General features: G+C 36.6%; 16 protein-coding genes. All 16 read left to right on the top strand.

Going from position 1 to position 19,372, the window contains the following annotated elements; genetic code table 11:
- Positions 1 to 45: 45 nt before the first annotated feature.
- The 16 genes from PCY14_RS05955 to tgt all read left to right on the top strand — a co-directional run bounded on the left by PCY14_RS05955 (position 46) and on the right by tgt (position 19,087).
- Complete coding sequence (locus PCY14_RS05955; RefSeq protein ID WP_060933842.1) at positions 46 to 2,016, top strand: peptide ABC transporter substrate-binding protein; 1,971 nt, start codon at positions 46 to 48, stop codon at positions 2,014 to 2,016.
- A 236-nt stretch (positions 2,017 to 2,252) separates the two neighbouring features.
- Positions 2,253 to 3,707: a glutamate--tRNA ligase gene (gltX, locus tag PCY14_RS05950; RefSeq protein ID WP_008536178.1), complete on the top strand. Its 1,455-nt coding sequence runs from the start codon at positions 2,253 to 2,255 to the stop codon at positions 3,705 to 3,707.
- 497 nt (positions 3,708 to 4,204) lie between these two features.
- On the top strand, positions 4,205 to 5,512 hold the full coding sequence (locus PCY14_RS05945; protein WP_164376575.1) for a sensor histidine kinase: 1,308 nt from the start codon (positions 4,205 to 4,207) through the stop codon (positions 5,510 to 5,512).
- Positions 5,513 to 5,624: 112 nt separating this feature from the next.
- Entirely contained in the window at positions 5,625 to 6,461 is an 837-nt protein-coding gene (locus PCY14_RS05940) for a histidine kinase (protein WP_301363251.1), read from the top strand.
- Positions 6,462 to 6,482: 21 nt separating this feature from the next.
- Positions 6,483 to 7,763, top strand: coding sequence for a hypothetical protein (locus PCY14_RS05935; protein ID WP_021152605.1), 1,281 nt, complete (start codon positions 6,483 to 6,485; stop codon positions 7,761 to 7,763).
- 23 nt (positions 7,764 to 7,786) lie between these two features.
- Entirely contained in the window at positions 7,787 to 9,100 is a 1,314-nt protein-coding gene (locus PCY14_RS05930; protein ID WP_301363250.1) for a GHKL domain-containing protein, read from the top strand.
- Position 9,101: 1 nt separating this feature from the next.
- Positions 9,102 to 9,845 (top strand): LytTR family DNA-binding domain-containing protein, encoded by a 744-nt coding sequence (locus PCY14_RS05925; protein WP_008536189.1) that lies wholly within the window; start codon positions 9,102 to 9,104, stop codon positions 9,843 to 9,845.
- A 944-nt stretch (positions 9,846 to 10,789) separates the two neighbouring features.
- The gene (locus tag PCY14_RS05920; RefSeq protein ID WP_008536190.1) at positions 10,790 to 11,989 is read left to right on the top strand and encodes an argininosuccinate synthase; all 1,200 of its coding nucleotides are present in this window, start codon (positions 10,790 to 10,792) and stop codon (positions 11,987 to 11,989) included.
- Between the two features lie 328 nt (positions 11,990 to 12,317).
- Positions 12,318 to 13,703, top strand: coding sequence for an argininosuccinate lyase (gene argH, locus PCY14_RS05915; RefSeq protein ID WP_021152603.1), 1,386 nt, complete (start codon positions 12,318 to 12,320; stop codon positions 13,701 to 13,703).
- Between the two features lie 84 nt (positions 13,704 to 13,787).
- Positions 13,788 to 14,123: a ribonuclease P protein component gene (gene rnpA / locus PCY14_RS05910; protein WP_021146527.1), complete on the top strand. Its 336-nt coding sequence runs from the start codon at positions 13,788 to 13,790 to the stop codon at positions 14,121 to 14,123.
- A gap of 111 nt (positions 14,124 to 14,234) precedes the next feature.
- The gene (locus tag PCY14_RS05905; RefSeq protein ID WP_002888724.1) at positions 14,235 to 15,041 is read left to right on the top strand and encodes a YidC/Oxa1 family membrane protein insertase; all 807 of its coding nucleotides are present in this window, start codon (positions 14,235 to 14,237) and stop codon (positions 15,039 to 15,041) included.
- An 11-nt stretch (positions 15,042 to 15,052) separates the two neighbouring features.
- On the top strand, positions 15,053 to 16,099 hold the full coding sequence (gene jag / locus PCY14_RS05900; protein WP_301363249.1) for an RNA-binding cell elongation regulator Jag/EloR: 1,047 nt from the start codon (positions 15,053 to 15,055) through the stop codon (positions 16,097 to 16,099).
- A gap of 134 nt (positions 16,100 to 16,233) precedes the next feature.
- Positions 16,234 to 16,830, top strand: a complete 597-nt coding sequence (locus PCY14_RS05895; protein ID WP_021146525.1) for a TetR/AcrR family transcriptional regulator — start codon at positions 16,234 to 16,236, stop codon at positions 16,828 to 16,830.
- Positions 16,827 to 17,390 carry an NAD(P)H-dependent oxidoreductase gene (locus tag PCY14_RS05890; protein WP_301363248.1) on the top strand — a complete coding sequence of 188 codons (564 nt, stop codon included), beginning with the start codon at positions 16,827 to 16,829 and terminating at the stop codon, positions 17,388 to 17,390. Before PCY14_RS05895 ends, PCY14_RS05890 begins: the two co-directional genes overlap by 4 nt.
- A 221-nt stretch (positions 17,391 to 17,611) precedes the next feature.
- A complete protein-coding gene (gene rpmH, locus PCY14_RS05885) occupies positions 17,612 to 17,746 on the top strand; it encodes a 50S ribosomal protein L34 (RefSeq protein WP_002885866.1) in 135 nt (44 codons plus the stop codon).
- A 198-nt stretch (positions 17,747 to 17,944) separates the two neighbouring features.
- Positions 17,945 to 19,087 carry a tRNA guanosine(34) transglycosylase Tgt gene (tgt, locus tag PCY14_RS05880; RefSeq protein WP_002888730.1) on the top strand — a complete coding sequence of 381 codons (1,143 nt, stop codon included), beginning with the start codon at positions 17,945 to 17,947 and terminating at the stop codon, positions 19,085 to 19,087.
- The last annotated feature ends 285 nt before the right edge of the window (positions 19,088 to 19,372 follow it).

The raw sequence follows: 19,372 nt of genomic DNA, 5'->3' as shown, positions 1-19,372 counted from the left end.
TTGAATGTTTAAACTTCTGACATTGCAAATTTAAGGAGACGATGCATGAAAAAGAGTAAGGTATTTTTACTGGCGGCCGTAGGTCTGCTATCTGTGGGTGTTTTAGCAGCTTGTTCGTCATCAAGTAAGACATCTGGGAAGACTTATAATTATGTTTATGGTGGTGATCCTGCAACCCTAGATTATGTTTCTACAAATAAGAAAAATATGACTACAGCTGTTAGTAATGGTGTTGATGGTTTGTTCGAGAATGATCAATATGGGAACCTTAAGCCATCCGTAGCTGAAAGTTGGTCTGTTTCCCAAGATGGTTTGACCTATACCTATAAGATTCGTAAGGGTGTTAAATGGTACACTTCAGATGGTGAAGAATACGCTGATGTGACAGCCAAGGACTTTGTGACTGGGCTTAAACATGCTGCTGATACAAAATCTGAGGCTATTTACTTGTTGCAAAACTCTGTTAAAGGCTTGAATGACTATGTTTCAGGAGATAATAAAAATTTTGCAGATGTAGGGATTAAGGCTATTGATGATCATACCCTTCAATATACTCTTAGTGAACCAGAGCCTTATTGGAATTCCAAGTTGACTTATTCAGTGACTTGGCCTGTTAACGCAGATTTTTTGAAATCTAAAGGGAAAGACTTTGGTAAATCAACAGATCCAACTTCTATTCTTTATAATGGACCATTCCTTCTTAAATCACTGACAACTAAATCCTCAATTGAGTTTGTTAAGAACGAAAATTATTGGGATAAGGACAATGTCCACTTTGACAATGTTAAGTTAACTTACGATGATGGGACAGACCAAGAATCTTTGGAACGTAATTTTACGGATGGTGTCTACAACTTAGCACGTTTATTCCCAACAAGTTCGAATTATTCTAAAGTTGCCAAACAGTATAAAGATGACATCTACTACACACAACCTGGTGCCGCTGTAGAAGGTGTTGGTATTAACATTGATCGTCAAACTTATGGTCATACTTCTAAAGAAAATGATCAACAAAAGTCATCAACGAAAGCAGCTCTTCTTAACAAAGATTTCCGTCAATCGTTGAGTTTTGCCATTAATCGTACGAATTATGCAGCTCAATTGAATGGTAAAGAGGCAGGAAAAACAGCTGTCCGTAATATCTTTGTCAAACCTGATTTTGTACAGGCAGATGGCAAAAACTTTGGAGCTATGGTGATGGACCAACTTCCAGCCTTTGGTGATGAGTGGGCAGGCGTGAATCTTGCCGATAGTCAAGACGGACTTTACAACCCAGAAAAGGCTAAAGCTGAGTTTGCTAAAGCTAAAGCAGCTCTTCAAGCAGAAGGGGTACAGTTCCCTATTCATTTGGATGTTCCTGTTAATCAGACAAATAAGATTTATGTGAATCAAGTACAATCGCTTAAAGAATCTGTTGAATCTGCTCTAGGAAAAGATAATGTTGTACTTGATCTCCACCAAATGTCATCTGATGATTTCTACAATATCACTTATTCTGCGGCAAATGCAGCAGCAGAAGATTGGGATTTATCAGTTGGTGTTGCCTGGGAACCAGACTATCTAGATCCATCTACTTACCTTGATGTCTTGAAGACTACTAATAGCGAGAATACGAAGTCCTTTATGGGATATGATAATCCTAATAGCCCAGCAGCTGAAAAAGTAGGTCTTAAAGAATACGATCAGCTCGTTGACGATGCTTCTAAAGAAACAACCAATTTAACAGCTCGTTATGAAAAATATGCCAAAGCTCAAGCATGGTTGACAGATAGTTCGCTTTATATCCCAACAACTACTTATAATGGGGCTGCAGCCGTGATTTCACGTATCAAACCATTCTCTGGAGCTTATGCTCAAGCAGGTGATAAAGGTTCGACTTACTACTTCAAGTATCTCCAATCTCAAGATAATATTGTTACTAAGAAGCAATATGATTCGGCTTACAAAGATTGGCTGAAAGAAAAAGCGAAATCTAACGACAAGGCTCAGAAAGATTTTGAAAAACACATTAAGTAATCTATACAAAACGACTTCCTATAGGTGGTCGTTTTTTTGATAAAATTTCTCGAACCATCTCTAGATTGTGATATAATAAGAAGGATTGGTACTCGCTTATAAACCTTTATTGTGAAGTAAAAAAAAGGTTGAGTTGCCTGCTGATACTTGAAATCTTAGAGTCGCCTCTTGAGATAGATTCTAATCTAATGAAGTATCCAAAGACTGAAGAATGAAACATAAAAAGGAGACTTATCTTGGCTAAAGATATTCGTGTTCGTTACGCACCAAGTCCAACAGGACTTTTACACATTGGTAATGCCCGTACAGCATTGTTTAATTACCTCTATGCTCGTCATCATGGCGGTACTTTCATTATCCGTATTGAAGATACTGACCGTAAACGTCACGTTGAAGATGGTGAACGTTCTCAACTTGATAACTTGCGTTGGTTGGGAATTGACTGGGATGAAAGTCCAGAGACACATGAAAATTACCGTCAATCAGAGCGTTTGCCACTTTATCAAAAATATATTGATCAGCTCTTGGCAGAAGGTAAGGCTTACAAGTCATATGTGACTGAAGAAGAATTGGCAGCAGAGCGTGAACGTCAAGAAGCTGCTGGTGAAACACCTCGTTATATCAATGAATTTCTTGGCATGACTGAAGAAGAAAAAGCTGCCTACATCGCCGAACGTGAAGCGGCAGGTATCGTTCCAACAGTTCGTTTGGCTGTTAATGAGTCAGGAATCTACAAATGGCATGATATCGTTAAAGGAGATATCGAATTTGAAGGTGGTAATATCGGTGGTGATTGGGTTATCCAGAAGAAAGATGGTTACCCAACTTACAACTTTGCGGTAGTTATTGATGACCACGATATGCAAATTTCACACGTTATCCGTGGAGATGATCACATTGCTAATACACCAAAACAACTCATGGTTTATGAAGCTCTTGGTTGGGAAGCTCCTGAGTTTGGACACATGACCCTTATCATCAATTCTGAAACAGGTAAGAAGTTGTCTAAACGTGATACGAACACCCTTCAATTTATAGAGGATTATCGTAAAAAAGGTTACCTTCCAGAAGCAGTCTTTAACTTCATTGCTCTTCTTGGTTGGAATCCTGGTGGAGAAGACGAAATCTTCTCTCGTGAAGAGCTGATTAAACTCTTTGATGAAAATCGTCTCAGTAAATCTCCAGCAGCCTTCGATCAAAAGAAATTAGATTGGATGAGTAATGACTACATTAAGAATGCAGATTTCGACAAGGTCTTTGCTCTTTGTAAGCCTTTCTTGGAAAAAGCTGGCCGTTTGACAGACAAGGCTGAAAAATTAGTGGAACTCTACAAGCCACAAATGACAGCTGCAGAAGAAATTGTTCCTCTTACGGATCTCTTCTTTGAAGATTTCCCAGAATTGACAGAAGCTGAAAAAGAATTTATGGCTGGTGAAACAGTGCCAACAGTGCTTAAGGCCTTTAAAGCGAAACTTGAAGCAATGTCAGATGATGAATTTGTCACTGAGAATATTTTCCCACAAATTAAGGCTGTTCAAAAAGAAACAGGAATTAAAGGGAAAAACCTCTTCATGCCAATCCGTATTGCTGTTTCAGGAGAAATGCACGGTCCAGAATTGCCAGATACTATTTTCTTGCTTGGTCGTGAAAAATCAATTAAACATATTAATCAAGTTCTTGAGACGCTATAAAAACGGACCCAACATCTGTTGGGTTTTATAATGTAGATAAACCGAGCCGTTGAGGAGCCACTTACTAGATTATATATCTAGTTGGCATTAGAGCTTTCTGGAAGAGCTGACACTTTAATGTAACAATGATATATATAATAATCTATTTATCATTTTCAAAAACGTAAATTAGTTTTATAATAGATAAATAAGAAAACAAGAAGGGAGCGGACATTATGAGAAGATTTAATTGGTATTTTTACTATGTTATTGGTATGTATCCATAAAAAAGTCAAAAAGTCGGTTAAAGAGCTTTAGTTTTTCTAAGCTCTTTTTAATGTGTGCTTGGGCTGTATAGTAGGGGAAAGGTTCTAAGAGGTAGAGAAACTTTTGAAAGCTCTTAACTTGGGAAATGCGTTTTATATTTTTAGTTTTTTCTAATAGGAGTAACGCTAAATTATATATTTATGTTACAATAAAGTAGGTTGATTTTTGAAAGGAAAGGGGGGAGTATAGAGATGATTGTCCTATTTACAGTTCTACGTCTATTGGCTATTTTAATTGTTAGCCATGACATGTCGGGCCTGCTCAAAACGTGGAAGAGTAAAGTCTATTTTATCATTGGTAGTCTCTTGCTCTCTCTATTTGTAGGAGGCATCACAGGTTCACTTTTAGCACTCTTATTTTGTCATCTATTCTTAAATAAAACATCAAGTCGTGAAAAGAATTCATTTCTTTTCACCTTTTTGCCGTGGGTCTTTGTTGAGGTAACTTCTAAATTACTTCAACTTTACTTCTTCCCATGGATTTTTCAAATTAATTATTTACAAGTAAAAGATACCCCAGTACTTATTGCTCTATCTTATCTTTTGGTGTATCCAATCTTCCATTTGATTGTCAAGGTCTTCTTTATTGACTTCAGTGCTCTTGATATCATGGGGGATAACCACACTTACCAAGTTAGGCAACGTCTGTTGGTTGGGGTGACTTTAGCATATATTATTTTATCTCTAGTTATTTTCTATGCGAGTAATGTCTTTCCTTATATGGGACTCTTTATTTATTTAGCAGGTAGCATTACAGTTGTTTATTCAATTCTCTTTATTTTACTATTTGCTCAGCTCAATATTTATTCTAAGAGGAGAGTAAAGGACCAATTGGCTGAAGAGATGATTAGGCACGAAGAAAGTTTAGAAGAATATAGCCACCGTTTAGAAAAACTCTATAATGATATTTCTCAGGTTAAGAAGGATTATTTGGAAGGGCTTAAGAATATGGAAGATAGTATTCAACGCCGAGATTTACCTGCTTTGAAGCAGGAATATGCGGAGCTTCTAGAAAAATCTGGGAATAGTTTAACGTTGTCAAATTATGAATTGTCACGTTTAATCAATTTGGAAATCACCTCTCTCAAGAGTCTTTTCTCTGCAAAAGTGCTTGAAGCTGAGAACCTAGGAATAAAGGTCAATTTAGAGTTACCAGATGTCATATCATCTACGCAAATTGAGGCTTTAGATTTGGTAGTGATTTCTTCTGTGTTCTTGAATAATGCTATAGAAGCTACAGTGAAATCTGAAGATCCAACGTTAACGATATCTTTCTTTAAAAATCAGGACTACCTTACCTTAGTTATTGACAATACGACGAGGGAGGAACGTATTCCTGTGTCCAGAATATTTGATGAAGGAGTTTCTAGTAAAGGCGAAGGTCGCGGTCTTGGTCTGTCTAAAGTAGCAGAGATACTTAATCGCTATCCAAAAGTAAATCTTGAAACTCGGAGTTGTGATTATCATTTCACACAAGTTCTGTCTTTCCGAGATAACTGATAGGACAGAGTGAATTTTTAAGGATAAGATACGGGGAAATAGAAAGGGGAAATAGCACATGCAACTCGCGATTGATGGCCTTATTGCTTTGGTTGTTGTCGTTTCACATCTAGTGATTTCAGCTAGACTAGCTTATCTAGATGTTTTTAATTATCGTTATATTCCTTATGTAGTAGTGGTAGCTGTTGTTAAATGGCTAGCAAAAATATTATGGCAAATTGATATTCCAGATGCCATTTATCTCCTAGTTTTTATTTTTCTTGAAAAGCCTCAAGCGTCAAGAGAAGAAAAGTATTTTTGTGCTTTCTTTGCTCCTGTATTCTGGACTTTAGTTACTAGCTTCTTCAGTTTTTACCTTTTTCGCGTTTTCTTTAATAAGCCAATCAACTTAGTTCCAAATAACCTGGGAATTTTAGCTGTGGATAGTGTGGTTCTTCCATTCTTTCTAGGATTGCAAAAAATGTTTGGTTTAGACCGCTTTTTTGAGAAACCCTTTGAAGGGTTGCAAGATAAGTACAAGAGTATGCTTCTGCAAGTAGATATGATTTTAATTATCAGTTATCTTCTTATTCTTTTTAAGCAAGAGATATTCTCGTTACTTTTGAGTCAAACCTATCTTCCAGGCTATCCTCAGATTTATATTTGGGTAGGGCTCCTTATACATATGTATATTTTAGTTCGTTTTGTTTCCTATAGTAAAGATGTCCGTGATAGCGAAATTCTTCGAGAACAAGAGGAGCATTTAAGAAGTTTGGAAGCCTACAATCAAAAAATAGAGGCTGCATATAAAAGTGTGCGTTCTTTCAAACATGATTATGAGAATGTCTTAATTAGTATGCAGACTAGTATTGATAGTGGAGATTTTAATTTGATTGAACAAACCTATCAGGACATTCTGAAAAAGGCAGGACAAGAACTCATTGAAGAAGATGACGAAAATGCCTCTTGATCATAAATAGGAAATATTATCATGAACTTACAGCTTTGGACTATGGTAACTCTTGAAAATAGTCTTATTCAGATCATTAGTTTTCATATTACCTGGTTTATTTATAAAAAATTAACAGGGAGCTCACTAGCTTATTGGAAAGTACTTCTCTTAAGTCTTTTAGGGATAATAGTATCACTTGGTAAAGGTGATGGCTTCTATTATCAAGTGATTATTTTTCTAGGGTTGGCTCTTAAGGAACGTCGCAAACACCGCCTGACATTATGGGCAAGTCTTTTTTTTGGAGCCTTCTCAGTCATTTTTACAGATTTATTTGCAACCTTTACACCCTTCTATGTTTTCAATAATCTGTTTGTAAATATGACTTTGGGTGAAATCCAAGAAAACTTCTTACTGGAATTACTATCTTATGTGATGATTTATCCCTTCTTCCTTTATATCAATTATCTTTCAAGTTCAGATATTGATAAGGTCAAGGAATTAATTTATTCACGTGGTCGAGAACGTTTATTGATAGCAGTTGATTTGACCTTTGCAGTGTATATTTTTTGCAGTACTTTTCTGATGTCAACTGGTGGTAATGTTGGAAAACCTATTTTCTTTGCTATGGCGGTCTATCTCTTAATGGTGACAACGCTAAACCGCTATTCACATAAATTTGTTAGGGAGCGTAGCCAAGAAGCTGTTGATACTTATGTTTACAACTTAAAAGTGTATAATCAACACATTGAGGCTCTTTTTACAAAAGTAAAACCTACTCAACAAGATTTTGAGAATCTTTTGATAGCTCTCGAGACACCTCTTGCGAAGAATCAGCTATCAGAAGTTTTAGCAGTATATCATGAACATTTGAATCATCTTAGATTGGATGACTTGGATTTAAATGATAAATTAGCTCCTCTGTTTGAAATTCCTTATCCAGAATTAAGGAGTTGGATTGTTAACCAAATTATTCCTTTGGAGCAAAAGGGAATTATGGTTCGGTTAGATGTCAACGTTGTTGATTATCCTAAACATTTAAATATTGCGGTGCTTATTACTGTCTTGGAACGCTGTATTAACCTGGCTGAAAAGCTTTGTGTGGAGGAGCCAGAGACAGATATTGGTTTCCTTATCCAACAGAATGAGGACGGTAATCTCTGCTTTGTTATTGAAAATACTAACCAGGAAGCTACTCCAGAACTTGATGGTAGGTTAGCGATTAGTCGTGATTTAGCGCAGTTTTGCTGGTCAAATGGTATTGGTTTAACTAACAAAAAAGAATTATTTAAAACCTATCAAATTGTTACGGTAGGACTATAAAGATAGAAAGGACGGAAGTAGCTATGCTAGGTAACATCGTGTTCCAAATTTTGATGTTTGTCATTATTTGGGATATCTATCTACGTATTGGTGGTCAAAACACTAATCTCAAAAATCGCGTGCTCTATTTGTTATTCGATGTTGCCTTATGTATTTGGGGACAACTTATTGGACGCTATCTAGGTGTAGTGCCTCCTTTAGTCTCCATTGTGACTTTGACGTTTAGTTACCAACTAAATAAGACGGTTACTTCTGTAGAGCAATTCTTTTTAGGTTTCTATCCAGTGGTACTAGTCGATTTAGCAAGGCGCTTCTTGGCTACTTTCTTTTTTCCACCGATAATTGGCGTAGCGGCGTCAACTTTGAATAATAATATTTGGTGGTCTATGGTACCACTTTCCTTTGTCGTGTTGACAGTCAGAATTGTAGACTTCATTTTGCGTCTTGATTTCACAGATATCTTGAAGGTAGCTACCCAACAAGAGAAGAAAAATCGTCTGGGATTGGTTAACATGCTTCTTTTGATTTATTATTTGGTTATCTTTTTGGTATCAACATTTGATTCTTATTTCCCAGAGTTACACCTTGAAAGTAACTTGCGGCTACCGCTGGTAATGGGTTATCTTTACCTTCTTCTTTTCGTTTTGGGAGCTGTTAACCAGTTTGCTAAGGAAAAGATTGAGCAAGATTTGACCATGAAGCAAGCTAACTATCTTGATGATTTGAAACGAGAAAATGCTAGGGTAGAAGGTTTATATAGGGATTTGATGTTTGTTCGTTCAAACTATAATTACCTTCTAAATAACCTGCGAGATATTGAAAGAACTGGAGATATTCGCTCCTACAAAAAAGATCTAGTTGACCTGTATGTGAATAGAGATCAATATAGCTTCTCAACTCAGGTCACAGATTTAGAAAATATTCAGAATCCAAGTATTCACAGCTTGCTTTCATCAAAATATCATGAAGCCCAGATGTATAGGCTTAATATTCATGCAGAAATTCCTGACCCAGTCGTTCACAGCTATCTAACAGACTTAGATTTAGCCGTTATTTTGGGTCACCTCATGGACAATGCTATTGATGGTGCTCGTAAAGTTAATGATGGCTTTATTAGCTTAGCCTATTTTGATGAGGAAGATTGCCAGAGCTTTATTGTTGAAAGTGCGATATCAGATGAACAAGCTCCTCTTTCAATGATGACTTCTCAAAATCTTAACAGTGGTGGTATAGGTGTAAATGCTGTTCAAGATATTTTGGAGCGTTACCCCAACACATCCCTATCTGTCCGTAGTCAAAATCATAAAATGATGCAAATACTAGAAATGAGACCCTAATATGAATATATATATTTTAGAAGATGATTTAATGCAACAAACACGCATTAGTGATATCATCAGAGAATTGGTTTCAGAGGGCACGTTCTCAGTACGAAAACTAGAAGTTTTTTCGAAACCACATAAATTATTAGCCAGTATTAACGAGAAAGGTAATCATCAGGTCTTTCTTTTAGATATTGATATTGATGGTGAGCGAAAGAAGGGGCTTGAGGTCGCTTCGGAAATTCGTCAACAAGATGCCAATGCGGTTATTATATTTGTAACGACTCACTCGGAATTTGCCCCGATTAGTTTTAAATACAAGGTTTCCGCACTAGATTTTATTGATAAGACTGTTTCTAATGCGGAGTTCAAGCAGCAATTGAAACAAACGCTAACTTTTGTGAATCAAAAAGTTGGAGAGTTGGATGATGGTGACATTTTTGTATTTGAAACGGCTCAGTCTCGGATTCAGGTTCCTATGCGAGATATTTATTATTTTGCAACTGCTGTGACACCTCATAAGGTGATGTTAATTACTAAAACAGAACGCTTAGAGTTTTATGCTAACCTTGGAGATATCACTTCTGCGAATAAAAAGCTCTTTTCGTGTCACCGTTCCTTTTTAGTTAATTTGGATAATATTGCTCGTATTGATAAGACTCAGTTGATGATTTATTTTGAAAATGGTGATTCCTGCCCAGTTTCTCGCCTAAAAATGAAAGCTTTACTGAAGAAGTGGTCAGAAGTTAAGGACTATTAATGATGACTATGAAAGCTGTCTTTTAGTCCTAATATTGCTCGCAATTATTTTTGATAGTTAGTTGCTATATATGTATCCATTTTGCTAAAAATACTAAATAGATGTCTTTTAGTGAGTTATTTTTGTAAATTTTTAAGAATAAGTCTAAAAAAATACAGTTCAGGATGAAAAAACGACATTCTATGAAATCGTATAGACAATTAAATTGAAAAGAGTTATTATATAATCAAGATATGTGATTCGGAAATGAGACATCGTCAATCTTATTGAAATCTACATACACTTTATGAAAATAAATAATGTACTTTTATATAACTTTTTCCTAATCCCCATTTTTTATTGGCCGCTCGTCCAATTACATATCTTTTTTATAGACATTAAAAAGCTTGAGAAATCAAGCTATTTTTTTGTTTTTAAAGGAGTTATTGCAGATTAGGATAAAAAATAACATTCTATGAGTGAAATCCGACATTTTAGGAAATAGCGATATGCATTATAGGATTGCATGCTATAATGTAATCAAGGTTAGAGAGCAAGAAGAATGTATGGTTTAAGTTAGTCCCTTAAACATAATAATTTCCCTCATTCATTCTATCTAAAATTGCTGTTGTGTTCTCTACCGATGATGCTGTTGTTCGAAAGGTCTGTACTTTGTACAGGCCTTTCGGCATTTTAAGAAATAATAGTTAAGAACACTTTTGGATCTAGCTAGCTAGTATTTGAGAGTGTTTTTTTATTTTTTAAGAAGTAATTGTGTATAAATGAATAAAATTTGATAAATACACATTTTATATGCTTAAAGTATAAAAATAAGCAAAAAAATAAAAATAAATATAAAAAAATAACAAATTATGGTTGACAAATGAATAAATATGCAATATAATAAATCTCGTAAGGTTGATAGAGATAGAAACCACAAGAAAATATAAGAAAAGAGAAATATTATGTCAAAAGAGAAAGTTATTCTTGCTTATTCCGGAGGTCTTGACACCTCAGTAGCTATTACTTGGCTAAAAAAAGATTACGATGTTGTCGCTGTTTGTATGGATGTCGGTGAAGGTAAGGATCTTGAATTTATCCATGATAAAGCTCTTACAGTTGGAGCTATAGAATCTTACGTCCTAGATGTTAAAGATGAATTTGCAGAAGATTACGTACTCCCAGCCCTTCAAGCGCATGCTTATTATGAGCAAAAATATCCTTTGGTTTCAGCGCTCAGTCGTCCAATTATTTCTAAAAAATTAGTTGAAATCGCTCATAAGACTGGTGCTACAACCATTGCTCACGGTTGTACTGGTAAAGGTAATGACCAAGTTCGTTTTGAAGTTGCCATTGCAGCTCTTGATCCAAGCCTTAAAGTAGTAGCGCCAGTACGTGATTGGAAATGGTCTCGTGAGGAAGAGATTGAATATGCTAAGGCTAATGGTGTTCCAGTTCCTGCAAATCTCGATAATCCTTATTCAGTGGACCAAAACCTTTGGGGACGTGCTAATGAATGTGGTGTTCTTGAAAATCCTTGGAATCAAGCTCCAGAAGAAGCCTTTGGAATTACAAACTCACCAGAGTCTGCCCCAGACGAAGCTGAATTTGTTGATGTAACCTTTAAGGAAGGTAAACCAGTTGCCCTTAATGGTAAAGAAATGAAATTGGCGGACCTTATCCAAGAAATGAATGTTATCGCTGGTAAACATGGTGTTGGACGTATCGACCACGTTGAGAACCGTCTTGTTGGTATCAAATCACGTGAAATTTACGAGTGCCCAGGTGCCATTGCTCTCTTGACTGCCCATAAGGAGATTGAGGACTTGACTTTGGTACGTGAAGTTTCTCACTTCAAACCAATCCTTGAAAATGAATTGTCAAATCTTATCTATAATGCTTTGTGGTTTAGCCCAGCAACTCAAGCCATCATTGCTTACATCAAAGAAACACAAAAAGTAGTTAATGGTACTGCTAAAGTGAAACTTTACAAAGGTCATGCTCAGGTAGTTGCTCGTAAGTCAGATAATTCACTATATGATGAAAACTTGGCTACTTACACATCTGCGGATAGTTTTGATCAAGATTCTGCTGTTGGATTTATCAAACTCTGGGGACTTCCAACACAGGTAAATTCTCAAGTTAATCATCCATTTGACAAATAATGAAAGACTTCATAAGAAAAGTGGGTTGTTAGAAGGACAATTCTTCATATCAGATAAAAGTGGACAGAGATCCGCATCTGGTACTCTTTTCTTATAACTTATATTACAATCGTTAAGGCGTTCTGAGAGGCGTTACGAGCCTAAATAAGCCACGACTGAGATCGGGTTTTAGGAAAACAAGTGTCCAGAGAGACAACTTAAGCTAGACAAGAAATATCTAGCTTTTTTCATTTGAATTATTGTGGCCTGAGAGGTCATTACTTTTTATAAGCATTAAGAAAGGACAAGAGATTATCCTATCCTTTGGGGAAATCTTTAACATATAACTATGGCAGAAAATCATAAACTGTGGGGCGGTCGGTTCGAAGCTAGTCTTGAAAAATGGGTCGAAGAATTTGGTGCTTCAATTTCCTTTGACCAAAAAATGGCTGAGTTCGATCTTAAAGGTTCCATTGCTCACGTAACCATGCTGGGTGAGACAGGAATTATTACCAAAGAGGAGTCTTTACAAATTAAACAAGGCTTGGAAGAGTTACTTAAGGAGTACAAGGCTGGTAAACTAGAGTTTGATGTTTCCAATGAAGATATTCATATGAATATGGAAAGTCTATTGACGGCTAAGATTGGGCCCGTAGCAGGGAAACTTCATACAGCACGTTCTCGTAACGACCAAGTTGCAACGGACATGCACCTGTATCTTAAAGTTAAGCTCTTTGAAGTTATTGAGAAACTTGATAACTTACGAAATACTCTAGTGAATCTAGCAGATAAACATATCTATACGATTATGCCCGGCTATACTCACTTACAACATGCACAACCAATTTCTTTCGGTCATCACTTGATGGCTTATTACAACATGTTTACACGTGATGCTGAACGTTTTGAATTTAATATCAAACATACAGATGTATCGCCTCTTGGTGCCGCAGCTTTGGCAGGTACAACTTTCCCTATTGATCGGAAGATGACATCTGATTTAATGGGATTTGCAAAACCATATAGTAATTCTCTAGATGCCGTCTCTGACCGTGATTTCATTTTAGAATTCTTATCAAATTCAAGTATTCTCATGATGCATATGACACGTATTTGTGAAGAAATCATTAGCTGGTGTTCTAATGAATTCAAGTTTGTCACTCTTTCAGATACGTTCTCTACAGGCTCTTCCATTATGCCTCAAAAGAAAAATCCAGACATGGCAGAGCTTATCCGCGGGAAATCAGGTCGTGTTTACGGTAATCTGATTGGATTATTGACTGTGATGAAGTCACTACCTTTAGCCTATAATAAGGACTTACAAGAGGATAAGGAAGGTATGTTTGATACAGTAGAAACGATTACTGTAGCCATTGATATTCTCGCAGGTATGCTCAATACTATGACTGTTAACGATAAGCATATGGCAGAGTCAACAGAAAAAGACTTTTCAAATGCTACTGAGTTGGCTGATTATCTTGCGGCTAAAGGTCTTCCATTCCGTGAGGCGCATGAGATTGTAGGGAAACTTGTTCTTGAGTGTACTAAAGCTGGACACTATCTCCAAGATGTTCCTCTTGAACGTTATCAAGAAGTCTCAGATTTAATTGAAGAAGATATCTATGAAACACTCAAGTCTCATACCGCTGTTGAGCGTCGTCATTCTCTTGGTGGAACAGGTTTCGACCAAGTTAAATGGCAAATCAAAGAAGCTCAGCTAAATCTTAAAAAATAAGTCTCTAAGACCCAAACTATAAGGTTTTGGGCTTTTTTGCTATTTATGGTATAATAGTACTAATTTTGAGTTTGGAGTCGTATTTTGAAAAAATCTTATCGTATTAAGAAAGAGAAAGACTTTAAAGCATTATTTGATGCAGGGCACAGTGTTGCCAACCGAAAATTTGTTGTCTACTGTCTGAATCGTGATTTACTCCATTATCGCGTAGGTTTGTCAGTTAGCAAGCGTCTTGGTAATGCAGTTACCCGAAATCGGGTAAAACGTCGTCTACGACATGCACTAATGGACATGTCATCTCAATTAGCACATCAAGATTTTGTCGTTATTGCTCGTAAAGGTGTCGAGGACTTAAGCTATCAAGAAATTTACAGCAATCTCGTTCATGTCTTAAAAATAGCAAAGTTATATAAGGACTAGAAAATTATCTTTCACCGTCATGGTACGATTCATCAGGACAAATTTTTGTTGATGCTATCATCCTAGTAGACGGAGATAAGACAATTCTTTGTCATGTAAAAGGAGTTTTTAGTGAAAAGAAAACTTAATTTATTTGTTTTAGGAGCAGGAGCTCTCTTGGCTTTATCAGCTTGTGGACGCAGTGATGTCACAAGCCAGTCTACAGGACTTTGGGAACGCTTCATTCTAATGTTTGGTAAGGCTGTTCAAGGACTTTCAATTGGCGGCTCTATTGGACTAGGGATTATTATCTTTACGATTTTGATTCGTGCGGTTATGATTCCATTGTATAATCGCCAAATTAAGTCAAGTCGTGAATTGCAAGAACTACAGCCAGAGTTACGACGATTACAGGGTGAGTATCCAGGAAGTGAAAATCGTGAAGCTCTTGCTAATGCACAGCAAGAACTCTACAAAGAGCATGGTGTTAATCCCTATGCCAGCTTCGTTCCTCTCCTGATTCAGTTTCCTATTTTGATGGCTCTTTACGGTGCACTTACACGTGTACCTGAGTTACGAGAAGGAACCTTCCTCTGGGTAGACCTTGGTCAGAAAGACCCCTACTTTATTCTTCCGATTTTGGCAGCTGCATTCACCTTCCTTTCAACTTGGTTGACGAATAAAGCAGCTAAAGAACGTAGTTCGATGTTACTTGTTATGAATATCTTGCTTCCAGTCTTTATTTTCTGGTTTGGAACGCAGATTTCTTCAGGGGTAGCACTTTATTGGGCAGTCTCAAATGCCTTCCAAGTTGTTCAGATTTTGGTTTTCAATAATCCATTTAAAATTATTGCTGAACGTAATCGTTTGGAAGCGGAAGAAAAAGAACGTAAAGCTAAGATTCGTCGTGCCAAGAAAAAGGCGCACAAACGTAAGTAAGGAGGCTTTTTATGGTTGTCTATTCTGGACGAACAGTTGAACAAGCTATTGAAAAAGGTTTGAAAGTTCTTAAGTTACCTCGTATGAAGGCCCACATCAAGGTGATTTCTCGTGAGAAAAAAGGCTTTCTAGGATTTGGAAAGAAACCTGCTCGAGTTAGCATTGAACCAATAAATGAACAATCAGCGTATGAAGCAGACCAAGATAATACCGTAAAAGATTTTGCCGATAGTGTCAATTATCAAAATAAGGCTATCACAAGCCCGACAGAAGAAACGAATACTTTCAGTAAAGTGACAAGGCTTGCCGATCTTGTGGATAGCAAGGAAATGGAAGAGGAAATTGAGGAGGAAGCAACTCCTGTAGAGATTTTTGATGAAAAGCCATCGGAGAAAAAACAGGAGCCATCTAAGGCAACAGTTATTCCTCTAGCTATTAAGCGCCAGTCATTAGAAGAAAGTGTATCGGATTCAGTGGTATCCTCTCTAGAATCTGAACAGGAATCGGTTACTCAAATTCAAGCTACAGAAACTTCAGAAGATGATTTCAGCTCTTTTGTAGCATCTGAGTTTAGTTCAGAAGAAACTTCTGAAAACAATTTAGAGGATGTTCAAGTGGCTGCGGACGACGTTTTATCTTATCTTGAAAAAATCATCTATGAAATGGATGTTGATGCTAGTTTAGAGGTCAGTCACAATCGTCGTAATATCATTATTCAGATTGAGACGGACCAACCTGGTCGTGTTATAGGTTATCACGGTAAAGTCCTTAAATCATTGCAACTTTTGGCACAAAATTATTTGCATGACCATCATTCTAAACGATTTAGTGTTGTTCTTAATGTTCGAGACTATTTGGAGCAACGTACGGAGACTTTGATTGATTTAGCTGAAAAAACAGCAGCTAAAGTAAAAGAAACAGGTCGAGAATATGTGATGGATCCGATGACGAATAGTGAACGAAAAATTATCCACAAGGCTATATCTCAAATTGAAGGTGTTGAAAGTCACTCAGAAGGTGACGATCCCAATCGATACGTGGTTGTAACAAAAGTATAATTAGAATAGTATGTATTACTGATAGAAGCTAGTCTGGTTTAAAGGCTAGCTTTTTTTTGACAAACCAAAGTATACAGTGTATACTTTGGTTAAAAAGTAGTCAGAGTCTACTTAATTGTAAATAGGAGTCGAAAATGAAACGTAATACTGCTGAATTGAAGGAGAAGCTAATTAAAACCGGAATTGAGGAAATAAGGATAAAGGGGATTGACCAATTATCTATGCGTACAATTGCCCAAAAATGTGGCGTTACTCATGGAGCTCCCTATAAGCACTTTGACAATAAAGATACCTATATGAAAGTTGTTTTGGAGCACTTATCGGAGATCTTTTTGAAAAATATGACTCAAGGGATTGCATCTTCTCTCAACGCAAGAAATCGACTGGTATTAATGGGTTGTAACTTTGTAAGATTTGCTCAACAAGAAACGAATATCTTTGAGGCCTTGTTTATCAAGTTTCCCTTTAACTATATGGAATTTTCTCAAGAAAGTATTTCTGTCAATTCCCACTTACAAGGATTTGAATATTTTAAAAATACAGCTCTGGAATTAAAAAACAAGGAGAAACTTTCAGGTAGTGATGCAGAAGTTTTGATGCATTTTTGGAGTTTTATCACTGGTTTGGCTATGCTAGCAAGAAGTCCCATTGCTGATAATTTTACAGAGACTACTGTTCAAGAAACTGTAAGAACTATGCTTGATATTTATATTAAAGGAGCTAAGCAATGAAGATCTTAATGATTTATGCACATCCAAACGACAAGAGCTACAATGCTTCTATACTAGAGACTGTTAAAGAAAATTTATCGCCTAAACATGAGTTAAGGATTTTAGATTTGTATAAAGGGCAGTTCGACCCTGTTTTACGTTTTGATGCTACACATAGGAGAAGAGACCTGGCGAATGATGTAGCTATGAAACACTATCGAGACTTGTTAGTTTGGGCAGATCAGTTAATCTTTATTTTTCCAACTTGGTGGAGTGGGATGCCAGCTATCTTAAAAGGATTTATTGAACGTGTATTTGTTGCTGGTTTTGCTTATGATAATACCCCACGTGGTTTGAAAGGTAGGCTTGCTGGCAAGACCTGGATTATCACTACACACAATACACCGAGGATTTTCCTTCCTTTTGCACAAGACTACTCCAAAGTTTTGAAATTTCAAATCCTAAAACCTTGTGGTTTTAAAGCAGTTAAAGTCACTCAGATTACACGTGTTGAGTATATGACGGACCATGAGCGAAAGGAACAACTCCAAAAAATCGCAAAATTGACTCAAAATCTTTAAATGAATGAAGTAATGGCATCATCGAGACTTTTAGCACCGGTAGAAATGACTAGGTCGCTCTTTTAAGTTCTAGTGTTTGTTTTTTACGATATGATGAAATTATTGTCTAAAGTATTTCTTGACAAGAACACGCTATTGCTATAAAATAGTATGGTATGTTTAGTATCTGATCAAAAATAGCCGGCTAAACGAATACGAAAATCTATCAGGAGGTATTCAACGTGAAACGTACTTATCAACCAAGTAAAATCCGTCGTCAACGTAAACACGGATTCCGTCACCGTATGTCAACTAAGAACGGACGTCGTGTTCTTGCAGCTCGTCGTCGTAAAGGACGTAAAGTTCTTTCAGCCTAAGACATTATTGAAAGCAACAGTGCTCGAGACTGTTGCTTTTTGTTTACCTAAAGCTTAGATATTTTAGATTTTAGAATAGCCGTTTTGAGAAATTGAAGCTGACAATTCCTATAAATTTTGGTAAACTAAAGCGGTTGTGGATAATGACCACTTACAAAATAATACTTAGGACTGTTTTTCCTAACGTAAGGAGTATAAATGACTGATTTTCCTATTAAATATCGTCTTATAAAGAAAGAAAAACACACAGGGGCACGTCTAGGGGAAATTATCACCCCTCACGGATCTTTTCCAACGCCGATGTTTATGCCTGTAGGTACTCAGGCTACAGTAAAAACGCAATCTCCTGAAGAATTAAAACAGATGGGGTCAGGAATTATTTTAGCAAATACCTATCATTTATGGCTCAGACCTGGTGATGAGCTGGTTGCTAAAGCTGGTGGACTCCATAAATTTATGAATTGGGACCAAGCTATTCTTACAGATAGTGGTGGTTTCCAAGTTTATTCACTAGCAGAAAAACGAAACATTTCAGAAGAAGGGGTGACATTTAAAAATCACCTTAATGGAAGTAAGATGTTCCTATCTCCTGAGAAAGCCATCTCTATTCAAAATAATCTGGGCTCAGATATTATGATGAGCTTTGATGAATGTCCTCAATTTTACCAACCATACGATTATGTTAAAAAATCAATTGAACGTACAAGTCGTTGGGCAGAGCGTGGACTAAAGGCGCATCGCCGTCCATATGATCAAGGGCTCTTTGGTATTGTACAAGGAGCTGGTTTCGAAGACCTTCGTAGACAATCTGCGCATGATTTGGTTTCCATGGATTTTCCAGGGTACTCTATTGGTGGTCTTGCAGTAGGAGAAACTCATGAAGAGATGAATGCAGTTCTAGACTTTACTGTACCTTTACTTCCTGAGAATAAACCACGTTATCTCATGGGAGTGGGTGCACCAGATAGTTTGATTGATGGTGTAATCCGTGGTGTTGATATGTATGATTGTGTTCTTCCTACAAGAATCGCTCGAAACGGAACTTGTATGACTAGTCAAGGACGTCTTGTAGTTAAAAATGCGGCATACGCAGAAGATTTTAGCCCTATAGATCCTGAGTGTGATTGTTACACATGTAAGAACTATACACGTGCTTATGTGAGACACCTACTGAAGGCAGATGAGACATTTGGAATTCGTTTGACAAGTTATCATAATCTCTACTTCTTGGTGAATTTGATGGCGAAAGTACGTCAAGCTATTATTGATGACAATTTACTTGAGTTTCGTCAAGATTTCATTGAAAAATATGGTTATAATGCAAATAATAGAAATTTTTAAATTTACTATCTAACAGTACAGCAATGTACTGTTTTCTTATTTAATTTAATAAAAATAAATAAGGAAGCTGCTAAGGAAGGTGTAAACTGAATGTTTTTTTAAATACCCTTTAAAATGATAAAAAGTTATTGACAAGGTAAGCAAGAGATGATAATATAAATAGGCTACATCGGAGGATGAAGCAGAGACACGAGGAAGTTTGGAAAAAACTTTTCAAAAAGTGTTGACAAGATATTCTAGATTTGCTAGAATATAGGAGTTGTCTTAAGAGAGACAAAGACCTTT

Source organism: Streptococcus sp. SV2 (assembly GCF_030440175.1).
Classification (GTDB): Bacteria; Bacillota; Bacilli; order Lactobacillales; family Streptococcaceae; genus Streptococcus; species Streptococcus raffinosi.
This window is presented reverse-complemented; position numbering and strand designations above follow the sequence as displayed.